This is a genomic window from Paenibacillus plantiphilus, assembly GCF_927798095.1.
In the GTDB taxonomy this organism is placed as follows: Bacteria; Bacillota; Bacilli; order Paenibacillales; family Paenibacillaceae; genus Paenibacillus_Z; species Paenibacillus_Z plantiphilus.
The window spans coordinates 164,434-180,616 of sequence record NZ_CAKMMF010000006.1 but is presented as its reverse complement, the minus strand read 5'-3'; the positions used below and the strand labels follow the sequence as shown (position 1 = coordinate 180,616).

Here is a 16,183-nt window from a genome sequence, read left to right as displayed (position 1 = left end):
ATTGAAATTTACTGCAAAAATATATGGCGAACGACACTCAGAAGTCGCTCCCCGTGCGGGAGCGTGGATTGAAATCTCCTAGTGGGCGGCGAAACTCCACCATCAACGCGTCGCTCCCCGTGCGGGAGCGTGGATTGAAATATATATCGAAGAGGGATTCGGTGTTAATATCGTGTCGCTCCCCGTGCGGGAGCGTGGATTGAAATCTTCCCCACGTGTTAAAAAGATTCAGATATTATCCGTCGCTCCCCGTGCGGGAGCGTGGATTGAAATCCTCCTATCTCTTATTGGATTTAAACAGTCGTTGTCGCTCCCCGTGCGGGAGCGTGGATTGAAATTGTCGTTTCAAGGTATCCAAAGTAAACACCTTCGTCGCTCCCCGTGCGGGAGCGTGGATTGAAATGTAACCGATGTCTTCAAGGTCTTGACAGATACGTGTCGCTCCCCTTGCGGGAGCGTGGATTGAATTAGCATAGCCACAAAATAGAATTTATTATTATCCTTGTCGCTCCCCCTGCGAGAGCGTGGACTGAATTTGCCAGATAATCTTTGCAATGAGCTTGAGGCTCTGTTGGAGCAATAGGATACGTTATGGACAAGCAATGGGTCGGACAGTGCGCATAGGCAGCACAGCCGTGACTTAGAACAATAAGATCGGCGGAGGGACTGCTATGCAAGCTGCTGTCAACAATGCTCAATTTCAGGTTTATTCGCTGAGGACCTCTTCCCTCCGTTTTATCAATTACTGCTATCTCATTGTGGAGAAGGCATCCAATTATGCGATTCTTGTGGACCCCGCCTGGGAATGGGAAACGATCACGGGCAAGCTGGAAGAGCTGCAGGTACAGCTGAAGGCTATTCTGCTCACCCACTCCCATCAGGATCACGTTCATCTAGTTCAGCCGCTATTGGATGTCTATGATCCTCAGGTGTACATGTCGCGTTGTGAGATGGACGATTACCGCTACGATTGTAGAAATTTGAACGCACTGCAGGATTCTGACATCCTATCGGTAGGAGGACTTAAGATTGCAGCGCTGCTTACCCCAGGTCATACTTCGGGCAGCATGTGTTACCATATGCAGGGAGTGTTGTTTACAGGGGATACCTTATTTACTGAAGGCTGCGGCAACTGTAACACGAAAGGCGGATCTGCGGAGCAAATGTTTGAGTCCATTCAGAGATTACGGCTGCTACCGACTCATACGAGAATTTTCCCAGGGCATTCGTTTGGCCATCCGCCGGGTCAGACGCTCGGCTATTTGTTGAAAGAAAACATCTATATGCTGATTCACAATAAGGAGCAGTTCGTACATTTTCGCAATAGAAAAAATCAGTCCACCAACGCGCGCTTTCGATGATCCCCAGGCGGTTCACCTGATCGGCCATTGAGAATGAGAGATGGAGCGCTGCTGATGCATGAGAATCGCTGGACTATAGTCACCTACCTAGTACCTTGACCACTTCTGAATAAAGGTTTGGCACCGACAAGCAGGCCCGTGTGACCCATTATATATGAATAATCACATACATTTGGCCTTCAAGAAGTTAAATTCACGATTGTATACGATAAATCACATACAATTCGCAATATAGCAAACGTGGAGCCCGTTCTGTTCGAAAAATCACATAGAATGAATACGGGCGAGCTTGTTCATGGTCGCTCATGATCCGGTTGATTTTACCGCAAGAGGCGTTTACAAGGACAATGTTATTGAAGTGTCCAAATTCAACTTTATGTAGAGCGATTGATTGCAATACCGGACGGAGTGGATGCGGACAAAATCACAACAGGTATTGTCGTGGATCAGGATGGAACCGTACGCCATGTACCGACAAAAGTCATCATCATAGACGGCAAGCATTACGCAATAATCAGCAGTTTGACAAACAGCCTGTATTCCGTTGTGTGGCATCCGCTGGAATTCAGTGATGTAGCCAACCATTGGGCGAACAAAGCAGTCAACAATATGGGATCGCGTATGGTAATAGAGGGTACTGGCAGTGGCGTATTTAGCCCGAATCGTGATATTACCCGCACTGAATTCACTGCAATCGTCGTTCGAGGATTGGGACTTAAGCCGGAAGAGGCGGCAGCGCCTTATTCGGACGTGCATTCAACAGATTGGTACAGCAGCGCAGTTCATACAGCCTATGCCTACGATCTTATTAGCGGCTTCGAGGACGGGACGTTCCATCCTAGAGACAAAATTACACGGGAGCAGGCGATGGTCATTATCGACAGAGCGATGAAGCTCACCGGCTTGAAAGACAAGCTTCCAGAACCAGCGGCGGAGCAACTGCTGCGTCCGTATGCGGATCGTGCGGAAGTGTCTGTCTGGGCTGTAAGCAGCCTTGTCGATAGTGTTACAGCAGGCATCATAACGGGAAGAAGCGGCTCCGAGCTTGCCCCGAAAGCGTATATTACAAGAGCCGAGGTCGCTGCAATTATCGAGCGCTTGCTCCAAAAATCCGAACTGATATAATAACAGTTCAAAACATAAGGGGTTGTTCCGATTTTTTTCGGGGCAGCCCCTTTATACTCTGGATTGAAAACGAGTTTACATTTATTATATTCATATGGCTGTTGCTAATCTTGGTAACATAGTGTTGTTCATTTTGGAAAATGTATTCCGCAGGTGCGAATGTGAAGCTCACATAAAATCCCTGGGAGATTCGCACCTCGCTCCAGGCAAGGCTTTCGGGGTTTTTGTTAACATATATATCCAATTTTAAGTGTTAAAAAATGGGATTCGCACTAAAACGCTTCCAAAGCCTTGCCAGGCAAGGGCTCAAAATGCCCGCTGTCGCTCCCCACGCGGGAGCGTGGATTGAAATGAGAAAAGAGAATGGTCATGTGCGTTTTTATATGTCGCTCCCCACGCGGGAGCGTGGATTGAAATCCATAACACAATGTCCATGTCAAAGTGTGTCGAGTCGCTCCCCACGCGGGAGCGTGGATTGAAATCCATCAAAATTTCAGGGAGGTCTATATAAATGGAGTCGCTCCCCACGCGGGAGTGTGGATTGAAATGAAAAAGGATACAATAGTAATTAAATACAGCGTTAATTTTTGGCTTTTGTTTCTCCTTTCAGCGGCTTCATATGAATGTTGCGAACGTAACAACTCCAGCCATCTGGACTCGGATATATTGCTGGCATTCGAGCCAGCAGTAGCCGTTTGCTTCCTGCTCAGTTGGAGCGGAGTTCAGTGGAATCCGCCCTGCGTTTCCAGATTCTTTTCAAATCTTTGATTACGTATTTGGCTTGGCGATAGCTTACAGCCCACTAGACGGGTTGAACTGCCGAATGATATGATGGATAGTGGGTGAAGCAGATGATGAATAACGAGACAAAAAACGCAGAAGGCAACAGCAATCAAACGATCGATTCCGATGAGAAATATGTTGAATTGATCAAGGCTGTTTACCAAAACGGCCTCACTGCTTTGAAAATGCACTTCGACAATGTCGAAGGTCAGGTAACAAACAAGGAAATTTATGGTCCTGTTTTTGTGTATCAAGTGAAGGATGAATCCAATAATGGATATGTATGCGGTTTCTTTCTTCATGAACTGGTCACGAAGTTCCAGTCAGGCAGTGATCCGTCAGGATGGATGGCTTCTTTCTTCGTCGAGTTGATGAGGACTGAAGGTGGAAAATTGCTTCCTAAAGCTCCAGAAAGTGAAGACGAAGCAAAAGCGTTTATCGATAAGGTGTTGGTTCCGCAATGCATAGCGGCAGTTCGCGAAGAATTCGCCCCGCAGGACGTTCATGCGGATCTTGCTTGGAACGAAGAGCACAAGGGTATGGTCTTTGAAGCTGGATTTCCAGAGATAAAGGATGGCAATAACGTATGCGCTTTTCCACTCCATGCATTGTATACCCATTTCTTTCTGAATCGGGATCCTGCAGATTTGGTTATTTACGGCTTGTACAAAATACGTGAAGAACACGGCATACACTAACCTAGCAAAAAACACACCATCTGGTGTGTTTTTTGCTTTCGAAGATCGGGCTGGAAGCTCAGTTCGACCAAGGTTTCCTTATACTTCTCGCCGCAATTAGCCTGCGGTTGACGGTGGAAAGCGATGATCATTATAATTTATTTATGATCATGCCAATTTTAACCACCAAATTATATATTCCCCCGTCTCGGCCGAAAGCTGTCCTCCGTCCTCGCCTGATGGAGCGGCTGAACGAGGGGCTGCACGGCAAACTAACCCTCATCTCGGCATCAGCCGGATTCGGCAAAACAACACTGGTCAGCGAGTGGCTCGCCGGTTGCGGCCGATCAGCAGCATGGCTGTCTCTGGACGAAGGGGATAACGATTCCGCACGCTTTCTGACCTACCTCTCGGCTGCTTTGCAGACGATTGGGGCAAATATTGGAGAAGGCGTATTTGGCGCGCTCCAATCTCCCCACTCACCGCCAAACGAATCGATTCTGACGGTAAAGACGCCACAGGCTTGAGGTGGCCCCTGTACTGCGTTCGGACTTTCACTATTTGGATGCCAGGATATGCCTACCAGCTTCAGGGAGATTATGCTGCCGCTGCCCGATCCTATACCGAGGCCATCACAATCAGCGAGGCGATTGGGCATTACATCATCACCATAATGGCTGCAATCGGCCTTGGAAACTTGAAGAAAGCAGAAAATCAGCTTCATCTGGCGGACGAGACTTATCGGCGCGTCTTGGATTCTTGCAGGTGATCCTTGACAAAGCACTCTGACCATAATTTTTCATGCGATGAAAGCAGCCTGATAAAGGTTGTTTTTTTATTTGGCGAAATGGCTGGGGATCAACGTTGAATGATAACCATATTATTCGCCATAATGATTGTTGAGAGAAAAAATAAAGTGGATACTAACACTCTGCATGGTAATATATAACTATATTACAATTTAACTATAATAGAAGGTGATGATTAATTTGGCTAACAGCAGGAAGAATAAAATTGCTATTGCACTTATTTGGATCGGAGTTTTGAATATAGTAGTTGGATTCATTCTGGGAATCATGTTAGGAAGAGAGAATGTTGGGACATATACAGACAGGTATGAACAAATATGGCCATTAACATTTATTTATTGGATTTCGGGGTTTGTTTCAGGAATGTTTTTTGTCGGTTTATCGGAAATCATAGAACAATTACATAAGATTAATTTGAAATTGGGAAAAGAATCAGAAAATGACGAGTTGGAATTATTAAATGATTGATCCGGAGGATTAAAATGCTAGTAAATGTCGATTGTCCAGTAGAATGGCTTGATCATGAGCTCTATAAAAGTAAAAAAAACGGTAATGTTCACTGTTCATTAACGTTTAATAATTTGTCTCAACAAACGGTTAAAGGACTTAAAGTCATTATCTTCTGTTATGACCAATTTGGTGATCCTATTGACATGGGCAGGAATGACAATGGATTCGAATATGAAATTGAATTTAAAGAGGGGTTGCCTCCCAACTGTAAACGAGCTACGGACAATAAGATTGTACTGTCTGGATATCAAAACACCAGGAAAATCGAAGTTGATATTCTGAAAGTTTTATTTGATGATCAATCACTATGGGCTAAGGACACCACGGAATCGGAAAAGGTCGAATTAATCAAAATAGAAAATCGAGTTTTACTGAAATTTGTACAAGAGCGTGCTGGAGCGGATGCCGCATACTTTGCTAGGCAAACTCAACATAGGTGGACATGCGTTTGTGGAAGATTGAATCGTGACACGCAGCCCAATTGTAAAAGATGCAGCAGAGGAAAAGAAGATGTTCTAACTAGCTATAACGATGAGGCGACTATAAGTCATCATTTAAAAATTAGAAAACAGAAAATGAAAAAAATGATGAAGTATTCCTCTTACGCAGCAGTTGTACTGCTGGTCGTTGGAGGTGTATTTTACGGTTATAAGACCAAGTTTACATTCTCTACAGTGGAGGATCAGAAGGTAAGAGAGGTTTTAGCTGCGGACGGGATAATAGACACTTCATTTATAGCCTCTGAAGGAAGCGATGGACGAGGAGAATTCGTAATTAAATACAATAAAAACGGTGTTGTTAAAAATAAAGTGATCAGTGATACCACTGAACCCCGCATTATTGATATAGACAGCAATGGCGTGAATGAAATTGTATTTACATATACAGTCGCTCAATCGGATCAGAGCAAAGCTCAAACGTTTGGTTGGGATGATATATATGATTTCGACATCGTCAAAGAGGAACTTACATTTGCCAGCAGTGAGTACCCAGATTATTATCGGAATCATTATATGCCGGTTCTAAAAAAACGAAGCGCTGAAAGTAATGATCCTCTTGAAAAACAAGCGCTATCTGTGCTTTTACAGGCTGCTGAAGGTATCATTCAAGGCAATTTCATTCCTGATGCTAATCAGAAAGAAATTACTCTATTGATGAAAGCGAATGAATCGTCGGCCAATCCACTGAAGATCAGCAAGCAAGATAATACTTTCTATATTCAAGGCGTTACTTTGGGTATGAGTATAAAAGAAGCTATACAAATACTGGGAGAGCCCAACGAGACCTTCGAGATTAACTCAAAAGTGGCAATTTGGTATTTGGAGAATGATTTAAAGCTGACCGCCGAATATGCAGTAGCTGCTATTCATTATATTGATTTGGGCGAATTTGACCAGAAGACGCTTGAACAAAGCAGGAAATCTTTAGGCGAGCCAACAGAAAAGGGCCAGAAAAATTTCTCTTACATTACCACCACTCAGGCACTGAGATTCCATGAGATGGTAGAGCCAGGGGACTTTAGAGTACAGCTCATGGCTCCGGATTCACCTTAGGTGAGTCAAGCAGATATCATCCAAAGAGCGATAGCAGGAGCGAGTTAGAGCAGGGGAAACGTTAACGTATGCATTGCCATTAATTTCAGATCATACATGAAGAGCATCATCCGGTCGGGGGTGTTCTTTGTGGTGCGCAAGCGATGTCCTTATTGTTTCTTCAAATAGTGGATCGCGATTTGGGTCCGGTCTCTGAGATTCAGCTTGCTTAGAATGAAGCTGATGTAATTTTTGATCGTCCCTTCACGCATAAATAATTTCTGCGCGATTTCTTTATTGCTGAGACCTTGGGCGATTTCTTTTATAATGTTTAATTCGATTTCCGTGATTCCGTATTCGTCCCAGGAAATGTCGGGTTCCACCATGGATGGAAGCAGATCGGCTAGTTTCTTGGCAATATTCGGGTGAATTAAAATATCTCCGCGATGAACTGCCTTAATATTCTCGATGATCCGATAGTGGGGAATATTTTTTAGAATATAGCCGTTAGCGCCGTTCTTGATCGCTTCCACAATATAGTTCTCGTCTTCGAATGTGGTTAGAATCAGAATCGTGACCTCAGGGAACATTTTCTTGATTCGCTTCGTCGTTTCAACCCCGTCCCATATCGGCATACGAATATCCAGCAGCAAAATATCCACATTCCCATTGGATTGCACGAAGTTGTAGGCCTCTTCACCGTTCGCACAGGACCCGACAACTGTGATCTCTGGATCCAGCTCCAGGAGAAGCTTCAGGCTTTCGCGAATGAACGGGTCGTCGTCCGTAATAAGCAGTCGGATCACAGCAGTTTTCCCCCAGTTTCTTCTATTGATTGTTGCTCTCTCGGGAGCATCGTCGTGATCGTAAAGCGGTCGCTAGCTTCAATGCGGATTTCTCCTCCGAATAGAGCAACCCGCTCTTCCATTCCAAGTATCCCCATGCCCTTCTTGATATGGCGATTGTCCGGTTTATTCCCGTCATTGCTTACGGAAAGAGTGATGGCATCGGACTCGTAGTGCAGGTGAATCCATACGTTACGGGCATTCGCGTAACGGATAGCATTCGTGATGGCTTCCTGCACATTCCGGTAGAAGACAAATTCCTCGCTTGGATACAGCGGATAGGGAATTCCGGTTACTCGGTACTGAATGTCGATTCCGCTTGATTCGGCGGCTTCTTGAATGAGCTTCTTGAGGGAATACGCTTGGATGACCGATTCATTCGGCTTCAAATTGCGAACGGTTATCCGCAGCTCTTCCATGCCAAGGATGAGCTCATCGCGCACCTGATTGAGCAAGGAGGTGCTCTTAACCGGCTGGGTATGCATCAGCTCGATCCCTGCTTCCATCATCATTTTCACCCGAACCAGCCGATGACCCAGATTATCATGGATCTCCATGGAGATCCGGTTGCGTTCTTCCGTTTGTGCAAAGCCTTCTGCTTTATTGACGTACTCCAAAATGGAGAGGCGTGCGTCCTTCAGCTCGTTGTGCTTCACCCGAAGCTGGTCGTACAACTGCTCGCTCTCCATACGGCTGGAGGCCGAATCGTTCAGCTGATATAGCAACACGCCCATAATAATAAAAACCATGCCGCCGAACAGCCAGAAGGCCGTAGAAGGCATCCAAGGGCCCAAAGCATTAAACAGCACGAACAAGATCACGGTATAGGGGAGACTTCTATCGCTGGCTTGAGGAGACTGGTGAATCAAGAGAAGCAGAGAATAGAACAGAATAAACAAATATCCTTGAAAGGCATAAGTAAGCAGACTTATACAAACAGCTTCAATGATAAATCGATAAATGATACTGCTTCGGCTCGTGTACCGATCGAGAAAGCGCTGCAGTCCAAGCAAGCCAAGGGTGCTCAGCATGTAGATGTCGATATTCGGGATCGGCGTTGTGATCAGTGTACTGACGATAGCGGCAATGACGACACCATAACGAAGCGACAGAATGATAGGCATGGAATGCTCCTCTAAATGGAATGGGCTCAAGATCCAAATGACTAAAGTCATTACAATTCATGACCAGACTACTTGAAGGTTCATGACTTCATACCAGTTATCTAAAGTACAGAATCTACTATAATTACTATAAAGCAAGTTGAGGGCAAAGAAAATCCCTTCATTTATAATAAATGGAATAAGGAGGCGCAACTGATGAGTTTAGTTCACATTGATCAAGCATTGAAGAAGTACGGAAATAAAACGGTGGTCGACCATCTTAATCTTACGGTGGGATCCGGAGAAATCTTCGGCCTGCTGGGCCCCAACGGGGCAGGTAAGACAACGACAATCAAAATGATGTGCGGACTCGTCAGTCCGAATTCTGGAGATATACGAATTGCTGATAAATCTATCATCAAGCAGCCCGATGAGGTGAAGCGGTTGATCGGGGTTGTCCCTCAAGATATTGCCATCTTCTCTAATTTAACCGCAAAGGAGAATGTCACGTTTTTCGGCAAGCTGTATGGTCTTAAAGGGGACTTGCTTCGCAAGCGTGTGGAAGAAGCGTTGGAATTCGTCAGCCTGCATGACCGTCAGAACGATCGGCCGGGTGCCTTCTCGGGCGGGATGAAGCGAAGGCTTAACATCGCATGCGCCATAACGCATCGTCCCTTGCTGATTATTATGGATGAGCCAACGGTAGGGATTGATCCTCATTCCCGCAATCATATTCTGGAGTCGGTGAAGCAGTTGAATCGGGAAGGGGCTTCCATCATTTATACAAGCCACTATATGGAGGAAATATCGGCAATTTGCAGCAAGATCGCGATTATGGATTACGGCCGTCTGGTCGCCATGGGGACGAAGGAGGAGCTGCGTCAAAAAATTGCAGGAACGGAAAAGATCGTGCTGGAGATCAAATCCATGAATTCGGAGGCGACCTTGGAGCTTGCAAAACACCCTCACATCAAGAATGTCGAAGCGAAGGACGATAAACTGGAGATAACGGTCCCTTCCGCCCAATCCTACATTCAGGATATCATCTTTATTTTGACGAAGCATCAAGTGGCCATTAAGGGACTTTCCATTGAGGAGCCTGATTTGGAAAAAATGTTTCTGTCCCTGACCGGACAGGAATTAAGGGATTAGGGAGGAACCGGAATGCAGCTATGGATTGGGATAAAATACGAGTGGATCAAGATGTGGAGGAGCTATACGATGCTGATTTCCACTTTTCTGGCTCCGATTTGTTTAATCGTTATTTTAGGGGTGGCCCTATCAGGAGAATTCGGGGGCAATGATGAAGAGATTAATCCTGCGCAGGTGTCCATCTTCAGCTCAGACCAAGGCTTGGTATACGATAAGCTGCGTCAATATTTGGCCGATGCCGATGTGTCGCGTTATGCAACCACGATATATCCCAAGACGATAAGTGAATTTGAGGAAGGACTGCGAAGCGGTCAAACACATCTCGGCATTGTCATCAGGGAAGGAGCCTTCGCATCTTTATTGGAGGGGAATCCAGGAGCGCCGCTTGAGATCATTCACGGGACGGGTCTGAATAAAAATATGATCTCAGAAGCATTTATTCAAATATTTGAAAACCGGCTGGAGTGGCTCAACGGCAAGCTTGCCTCTGCCGGCAGCGAGTCGGACAAGATAGGGGTCATTTCGAATATGTCCACGGCTTGGGATTCGGAAGGCGACGCTGTGAAAATGACAAAACTGACACCGTTAACATCGGTCGAATACTTTTCCGTCTATGTGCTTATCATGTGCGTTTCCTTGAGCGGGCTGTTCTTTGCCATTAACTATTATTCGGAGAAGCAGCAGCATACGCTGGAACGCATGCTGACCTTGCCTATTTCCCACGGAACCATCATTTTGGCCAAAATGATTGCATATGCGGCACTCGGCATTGTGCAGTCTGTCGTAATACTCTTATTCTCCCGCTTGTTTTTCCAGGTGGGGTGGGGCAGCTCGTTCACAGTGATCGCATCTATTATCCTTCTTACTATAGCGATCTCGATAAGCGTCGTTTTTCTGCTGATGCAGTTCATCGGCCATATCGGCGGAGTTGCGACGGCCTTTAATGCGCTGGTATTCGTCAGTGCTTTCCTGACCGGTGGATTTTATCCAACTCCTGGCGGAACGGTTGAACGAATCATTCCGTTTACCTGGAACCACTGGGCAGCGAGCGGGCTATTCAGTACTATGCTTCAAAGTGATTCTTCAGTCATTCAGGAATATTTGCTTATCCTGCTTGCGTATGCAATTGCAGCGGCTTTGGCCGCGCTGCTTTCGTACCGCTTCATCCTGAGAACAAAGGAGCTGTGATGAAAAGTGACCATATGGACGATAAGCTCCAACCTGCTTCATCGGACAATCGGGACCGTTCGAGGCTTCAGTTCATGGATTCTCCTCCCGACCTTGATCATCTCCCTCTTTATTATATTATTTGGAGGAGACTTCAAGGATACCGTTCATCGCGTGTACTATATGAACATGGATCAGGGGAAGTTGGGACAAGGGCTAATTCAGCAGCTCTCAACACAAGCCAACTACCGTCTGTTTCCCGTTAGCCACCCCGACCACATAAGAGTGAAGACCGCTACACGGAAAGCCAATGAGGCGTTTATCATTCCGGAAGACTTCACAAGCAATATTCTATTGGGCAACCGTGCATATGCGGAGGTGGTGTATTCGAATGTGGAGTCGACGAATTTTGCACTGAAGGTACTTTTGGATAGTATGGTCGAGGAGGTGGTTCTTGCTGCGCAGCCCTTCCGTGCGAACAAGGACAGCTTAATTGACGAAGATGCCGTCGCAGACCGGATTCTGGCTCAGAAGAATGAACAGCTAGTCGTCATGAGTGAAAGCGACAAGAAGCTGTGGAGCACCCCCAATGTCAACAGTATCGCGGAAGTCAACAGAGTCATGCTCATTTTTATAATGGGAATTATCAGCTATGTGATCGTGTTAGTTGTGCATGATCGGAAACAGCATATCCTAAGCAGAATGTTTACGGCACCTGTTAAATCGCATCATATCGTGCTGGCCAACTCCTTGGGTGCGTTTATCGTGGGAACGCTGCAAATCGCGACCATGCTGTTTACAACCAGAGTATTGTTTCAATATGACTATGGCGGCATGCCTGTAATACAACAATTCGTGGTTCTCATTATGTTTCTTCTGGCTTCGCTAGGCATCGCCAGCCTGGTGGGGGCACTGTCCAAAGAATCCAACCAGATCGGTTTGGTCCATCTGCTGGTCGTTCTACCGACGAGCATGCTCGGAGGGTGCTTTTGGTCCATCTCGGATATGCCTCCCTTACTTCAAAAGATTTCAAACCTTGTCCCACAATCGTGGGCATTGAAGGCTCTCAACAAAGTAGAGGACGGAGCGGGATGGATGGATCTTTCAACCAATCTATCGATATTGGCTGCTTTCGCTGTCGTTCTGCTTCTTTTTGGCAGCTATCTCTTTGTGCCGAAAGAGGCTGACTGAGCTATGCTCAAAGACAGTCATAAACAGCACTAACAGCACAAACAGCACAAACAGCACATAAAAAGCGGCAACGCGGGACTTATTTCTAATTCCCAAGTTGCCGCTTTTATTTTGGTACAAGCAGTTCATTCACAAGCTCGGAGACCGGGCATTCGCTAGAATCTTGGATCACATTGATTTTTTATTAATAGCCGACTTGTGAACAATTTTAATTGATTTGCTGTAGATGAGCAGGATGTACAGCATATCCAGTATAAAGATCAGAATGGACATAAGCGTCAATAAAATAGATTGCGGAAAGAACGAATAGCAGAGGATGGAGGCGCACAGTGTGCCTATCATTTTGAAGTAAGCGATAGATAGTGATTGGCCTTGGAGCTCTTTGACCAGCAGCATTCTTATGAAGAGAATGGACATCATCAGATTGATGCCAAAGGCCGAATAAAAGCCCATTTTATCGTGAAATTCAACGCTCACTGCATACTGCAGCAGAAACGCTATAACAAGCAAGGAGAAGACAGAGGCTTGAACGGTGCGTTTTGGAAGAAGACCTTTGGAATAGTAAAGAAATTGGAGCAGAATGATGCAATCTAATAGAAACCAAATCAAGGTTATGATTTGCTGAAGCGGGTGGAATGGTATGATAAATGTAAATAAAAATTCCCAAGTGATATTTGCACATATAGAGGCAAGGGGCATTCCGCAAGACTGATCCTTGAACCCTTTTACAATAACGAGAATGTAGACGATCGTCCAAAATAGGGCTACTCCAAACAGCAGTAAATACACAGCTTTTATCGGTAATAAGTGCTCCATATGGCTGTAATCGCATCCTCTCAAACAAATTATCCATCAAAAATTTGCTTTGCTTTTAAGCTTGTCTATGTATATGAAACAAACATTCTCTATAGACCGCACACGGTTATGCATTTACTGGAAGAGCTCGTGACCCGGACACAGTAAAAGTGGTCTTATGGACATGGGCCAATGGACTTGCTTGTCCTTGAAACTGCCTGGGGCGATATTTTTAAGAACTGTGCAATCTCGTTGTCCCGATAACACAGTGCATAACAAAAGGTGACGATTAACTTTTGTTTTTATTTGGGGAATAATGGAAAAGTTCAGTTCAAGCGATTCGTTTCTCATCGAGGTTTGGAATGTATCAGGATCTGAGGAGTAAATACGATGGGATCTTTTTTCATACTTTGAAGATATAATTCGCCGAGCGTAGAGGCCTCACTATCTTGTGATACTGGGCGATCAAATACGAGGACATTTCGTTCGTTATACTTTTGATACCTTCTCATTTGATCGATGGAGTAAACCTTAATGATAGAAACAATGTATTTAATAAAACGAATTCGGAAGAAATAATTTCTGAACGCTTCCTCCAGCTCAAAATTGCACCCTTGATTATCCTCAAGCGTTAACGCCAGAAGCATTATACGATGTTCGTCATTAAAAAATTCCCTTACCACGGGTTCTGCAAAAACGGAAGAGTTCTGATTGCAGAAATCGCTAACCACTTGCTGTTGACACTCCTTTATCTTGGATACAATCCTACAAATGTTCTAATTTTGTCGAAATTGCACCATATTCTTCTCTCCTTTAGAGAAGAATCAGAAGAATCATATATGGAGTGTATCCTGGCATTACGCCAGGAAATCTGCAGGGTTATCGTAACGGATATCAAATTGTCATCCAAAGGATCGCGATCAACTTCTCCACTTCTTATGAATGGTCATTTTTAACTTTAAATGTAAGATAGTTAAAAAATCTTTTGGCTGGGTTGTTTTTTGCTTTCCACTGTCCACTTTAGATATCAGCAAATCATTCGGACAACGGTGCACAGTTGTATGAATCGATTTGACTAACAATTTAAAGTGAGGTAATTATTATGCCTTGTACTCAAACCGTACTTGTAAAAAACACTGATACTCCAAGTGTCGTACCTTTAATTAAACTTTATGGTAGTGGAACGGGTACACGTCGGATGTTTATCTCGGATAATCCGGAGTCTATCTTCCCAAGTGATTTTACAAATGCCGGCACGTCATACTTGACCCTTTGGCATGATTCCGTATCGCAAACATCGGTGAAGTATCGGTTATTTTTTTGGCACTTGAACAGTACACTTTCACCGATCAAAATAGGCGTGACGCTAGGTAACGCTTCAACTACTGATACCATTAGCGTGTCGAACGTGAAAACCTCTGTTTATAACGGCCCTTATTTCCAAGCCGGTGGTCGATGTGCTGCTCAAGCACTTGTAGGCTCTACACTCGATTCAGGAAGTTCTGTATCGGCTGCTTCTAACTCCATAACTGTAATTAGGGAATGGGTTGTAGCTCCAAAGCAACTCGTAGGTGGAATTATCGAATTCGACCTTTCAAACGCCACTAATGCATCAAGTGCGCTGAAGTATAAGCTTCGTACGATTGCATCCAAAACCTCAACAGGTAACCTGACATTACATCAAGGAGCACCTTGTGCTCCTCACGATCAGCACCCACGCGGAGCATGGGGTTACAGCGACTTGACGGAGTTTAGCGACGCGGCTAAAACCCAGCCGGTGAGCTATGCCGCAGGATCGGGGAATTATAGTGTTGCTTTAGGGAATGGGGTGAACGATCTCGTCTTCCCAGCCGGTTCGAGCTATGATGCTTCCAACGCTTTCGCAAACAAAGCCTTGTATGGCGCAATCTATAGCACTACGTTGAAACTGACAAACAACACCGGGGCGTCGAAAACAATCCGGATTTCTGTAGTTGGACGAGGCGGATCCTTCGCTGGTGCGGCTTCAGTCAACGGCGTTACTGTTGGTATCCCGACAATCCTTGCACAAACCAGCGGTGCAACCACGCAGGATGGTGTAATTATTCACGAAGTGACGGTTAGCCAAGGAGCTATCGTTAACGTTCCATTGAAAATGACTACCGCTGGTGGTGGAAGCACAGTAGTTGCAATTCTATTTCAAACGGTGTAAACCAAGAAACAAAAAAGAAGCGTGAGTACCCGCTAGTAGGGTATTCCGCTTCTTGTTCTTAATTTAGCCACTCTAAGTTAAACGAGAAAATTAAAGGAAATTGATCAGAACCCTTGTGGTTCGAGCTTGGTCAAGCCTGCCCCGTCCTGCTCGGGCTTTCGCCAAAAGCTGTAGAAGAGAGGATATTCCAAGCCATTTCGCAGTACAGCTTGAAGCACGACGACAATGAAAAGCGACTAAGCGTGTACTGAGCCAACTTTCAGGATTTTACAAACATATATTCGATTTTCAACCACGAAAATTGGGGTTCGAACTAAAACGCTTCCAAAACCTTACCGTACAAGGGCTAAAAACTACCGCTGTGCCTCCCTACATGGGAGCGTAGATTGAAAAATGTATAAGTATATACAAGGCGTAGGCAACAGTACTGTCGCTCCCCACACAGGAGCGCGAATTAAAAAAATCGCCGACATACTGCGGCGATCCCTCTTTTAAAACCCTTTCCCGCCAAGTGCCTTCAAACGAATCGGACTTACGCCGGCGATCAGTGGACGTCCGCGCTGCAGCAGCGCCAAGGCGCTCTCATCAGTCAAGGAGGCGGCATGCGCTGCGGCATCCTTCCACAGCTCTGTCGCCCAAACACTATCCGCATCCTCATCCGAAATGCTGACAATGTATAGATAGCAGTCCTCATTGTCTTCTAGCTGCTGGACCGCTTCGAGCAGAATTGCCACAAGCTCGCCCCGTTTACCTGATAATGCGGTTAATTTGCCGTACATCATGAATTTGCTCACGGGTTGCATTCCCTTTTTTTTGTCCAAGCTTATGAACAGTATACAGCCGAATCACTGACAGATACGGTCAGTGAAGCTGCCCTTTTGCGCTTTGCGCCAAGTATATCAAATGTGATGATTCTGTACTCTCCTGCATGACACAAATTCT

15 protein-coding genes and 1 CRISPR repeat array (1 of these 16 cut by a window edge) are annotated in these 16,183 nt (G+C 45.3%); of the genes, 11 read left to right on the top strand and 4 right to left on the bottom strand.

Annotated features, from left to right (window positions below):
* Positions 1 to 536: direct repeats of the CRISPR family, unit length 32 nt; unit sequence GTCGCTCCCCGTGCGGGAGCGTGGATTGAAAT; it reaches 89 nt to the left of the window's first position.
* 135 nt (positions 537 to 671) lie between these two features.
* The 7 genes from L6H65_RS07340 to L6H65_RS07310 all read left to right on the top strand — a co-directional run bounded on the left by L6H65_RS07340 (position 672) and on the right by L6H65_RS07310 (position 6,818).
* Positions 672 to 1,361: an MBL fold metallo-hydrolase gene (locus L6H65_RS07340; RefSeq protein WP_236339843.1), complete on the top strand. Its 690-nt coding sequence runs from the start codon at positions 672 to 674 to the stop codon at positions 1,359 to 1,361.
* A 387-nt stretch (positions 1,362 to 1,748) separates the two neighbouring features.
* On the top strand, positions 1,749 to 2,486 hold the full coding sequence (locus L6H65_RS07335; protein ID WP_236339842.1) for an S-layer homology domain-containing protein: 738 nt from the start codon (positions 1,749 to 1,751) through the stop codon (positions 2,484 to 2,486).
* Positions 2,487 to 3,337: 851 nt separating this feature from the next.
* Positions 3,338 to 3,967 (top strand): hypothetical protein, encoded by a 630-nt coding sequence (locus L6H65_RS07330; RefSeq protein ID WP_236339841.1) that lies wholly within the window; start codon positions 3,338 to 3,340, stop codon positions 3,965 to 3,967.
* A 32-nt stretch (positions 3,968 to 3,999) separates the two neighbouring features.
* Complete coding sequence (locus tag L6H65_RS07325) at positions 4,000 to 4,473, top strand: hypothetical protein (RefSeq protein ID WP_307728311.1); 474 nt, start codon at positions 4,000 to 4,002, stop codon at positions 4,471 to 4,473.
* A complete protein-coding gene (locus tag L6H65_RS07320) occupies positions 4,470 to 4,715 on the top strand; it encodes a tetratricopeptide repeat protein (RefSeq protein ID WP_290370327.1) in 246 nt (81 codons plus the stop codon). The genes L6H65_RS07325 and L6H65_RS07320 overlap by 4 nt, the downstream gene beginning before the upstream one ends.
* 220 nt (positions 4,716 to 4,935) lie before the next feature.
* Positions 4,936 to 5,223, top strand: coding sequence for a hypothetical protein (locus L6H65_RS07315; protein ID WP_236339839.1), 288 nt, complete (start codon positions 4,936 to 4,938; stop codon positions 5,221 to 5,223).
* Between the two features lie 14 nt (positions 5,224 to 5,237).
* Entirely contained in the window at positions 5,238 to 6,818 is a 1,581-nt protein-coding gene (locus tag L6H65_RS07310) for a hypothetical protein (RefSeq protein ID WP_236339838.1), read from the top strand.
* Between the two features lie 149 nt (positions 6,819 to 6,967).
* Here L6H65_RS07310 and L6H65_RS07305 read toward each other — a convergent pair whose 3' ends face one another.
* Together L6H65_RS07305 and L6H65_RS07300 are read right to left on the bottom strand one after the other, a co-directional pair.
* Complete coding sequence (locus L6H65_RS07305) at positions 6,968 to 7,603, bottom strand: response regulator (protein WP_236339837.1); 636 nt, start codon at positions 7,601 to 7,603, stop codon at positions 6,968 to 6,970.
* A complete protein-coding gene (locus L6H65_RS07300; RefSeq protein ID WP_236339836.1) occupies positions 7,600 to 8,766 on the bottom strand; it encodes a sensor histidine kinase in 1,167 nt (388 codons plus the stop codon). The genes L6H65_RS07305 and L6H65_RS07300 overlap by 4 nt, the downstream gene beginning before the upstream one ends.
* 195 nt (positions 8,767 to 8,961) lie before the next feature.
* Between L6H65_RS07300 and L6H65_RS07295 the strand changes: the two genes are divergently transcribed.
* From L6H65_RS07295 to L6H65_RS07285, 3 genes are read left to right on the top strand one after another with little or no spacing between them, the layout of a single operon-like run.
* Positions 8,962 to 9,897 carry an ABC transporter ATP-binding protein gene (locus L6H65_RS07295; RefSeq protein WP_236339835.1) on the top strand — a complete coding sequence of 312 codons (936 nt, stop codon included), beginning with the start codon at positions 8,962 to 8,964 and terminating at the stop codon, positions 9,895 to 9,897.
* Positions 9,898 to 9,909: 12 nt separating this feature from the next.
* Positions 9,910 to 11,085, top strand: coding sequence for an ABC transporter permease (locus tag L6H65_RS07290; protein WP_236339834.1), 1,176 nt, complete (start codon positions 9,910 to 9,912; stop codon positions 11,083 to 11,085).
* A 6-nt stretch (positions 11,086 to 11,091) separates the two neighbouring features.
* Entirely contained in the window at positions 11,092 to 12,255 is a 1,164-nt protein-coding gene (locus L6H65_RS07285) for an ABC transporter permease (protein WP_236339833.1), read from the top strand.
* Positions 12,256 to 12,423: 168 nt separating this feature from the next.
* Here L6H65_RS07285 and L6H65_RS07280 read toward each other — a convergent pair whose 3' ends face one another.
* A complete protein-coding gene (locus tag L6H65_RS07280; protein WP_236339832.1) occupies positions 12,424 to 13,071 on the bottom strand; it encodes a transmembrane-type terpene cyclase in 648 nt (215 codons plus the stop codon).
* Between the two features lie 1,081 nt (positions 13,072 to 14,152).
* Here L6H65_RS07280 and L6H65_RS07275 point away from each other — a divergent pair.
* A complete protein-coding gene (locus L6H65_RS07275; RefSeq protein WP_236339831.1) occupies positions 14,153 to 15,241 on the top strand; it encodes a hypothetical protein in 1,089 nt (362 codons plus the stop codon).
* A 491-nt stretch (positions 15,242 to 15,732) separates the two neighbouring features.
* Here the strand turns inward: L6H65_RS07275 and L6H65_RS07270 are convergent, their stop codons facing one another.
* A complete protein-coding gene (locus L6H65_RS07270; RefSeq protein ID WP_236339830.1) occupies positions 15,733 to 16,044 on the bottom strand; it encodes a putative quinol monooxygenase in 312 nt (103 codons plus the stop codon).
* Positions 16,045 to 16,183 lie beyond the last annotated feature (139 nt).